Here is a 1,092-nt window from a genome sequence, read left to right as displayed (position 1 = left end):
GACCAAATACTAACTAATTCTTGTTGTAAATCATTCTTTGGCGCTATATACTCCTCGCCTACTGTGAGATCTAAACTCGGAAGAGCACGACGATCGACCTTACCATTGGGAGTAAGCGGGAAATTATCTAACCATAAATAACCCGTAGGAATCATATACTCTGGTAAACTTGATGATAATCTAGATGTGATAACTTCACTATTTAGTTCGTCACCACATAGATATGCCACCAATTGCTTATTACCCTCTGGGCCACTAGCCAAAACCAAAGCCTGGTCAATTTCTGAAAATCGCTCCAATTGTGATCCTATCTCTCCGAGTTCAATACGATAACCTCGTATCTTTACTTGATGATCGTTTCGACCCAGGTACTCAATGGTACCATCGGATAGCCAGCGAACTAAATCTCCGGTTTTATATAATCGACCCGGTCCATAGGGGTTGTCTATAAATCGATCTGCTGTTAAATCAGCGCGCTTTAAATAACCACTAGATAAACCTTTACCGCCTAAGTAAAGCTCTCCTATTACTCCTTGGGGTAATAACTTTAAATGATCATCTAATACATAGGCTTGAGTATTGGATATAGGACGTCCTATAGGAACTTTTCCATTAAAATTATCTGCATTACTTATCTTCTGTACAATACAAGTTACTGTATTCTCCGTCGGTCCATATTCGTTAAAGAAAGAATATTGTTTAGAAATCTTCTTTGCTAACGAAGGACTACAGACTTCTCCCCCTGCTACTACTCTTCGCACTGAAGGCAAATTATCTAAATCAAAATAATCTAAGAAGGACGGTGTACAATGAATATGTGTTACTTCTTTTTCTCGTAAGTACGAGATAAACTCATCAGAGTTTAAAATCAAATCGTTTTTCACTAAAATCAAACTCGCACCGGTAGTTAATGCTAGCCATATTTGCTCTACAGAAGCATCAAAATAATACGGCGAAAACTGAAGTATACGATCACTAGAATCTATATTAAATAAATCTCGTTGGCAATTATCTAAATTCGATACCGATTCATGTTGAATCATAACTCCTTTGGGTTGACCCGTACTACCAGAAGTATATATCACATAAGCC

1 protein-coding gene is annotated in these 1,092 nt (G+C 37.6%); it reads right to left on the bottom strand.

Features of this window, described 5'->3' with window-relative positions:
- On the bottom strand, positions 1-1,092 hold a 1,092-nt coding region (locus M0D21_RS08380), incomplete at both ends, for an amino acid adenylation domain-containing protein (RefSeq protein WP_248328354.1).

This window comes from Aquimarina acroporae, from assembly GCF_023195925.1.
GTDB lineage: Bacteria > Bacteroidota > Bacteroidia > Flavobacteriales > Flavobacteriaceae > Aquimarina > Aquimarina acroporae.
This window is presented reverse-complemented; position numbering and strand designations above follow the sequence as displayed.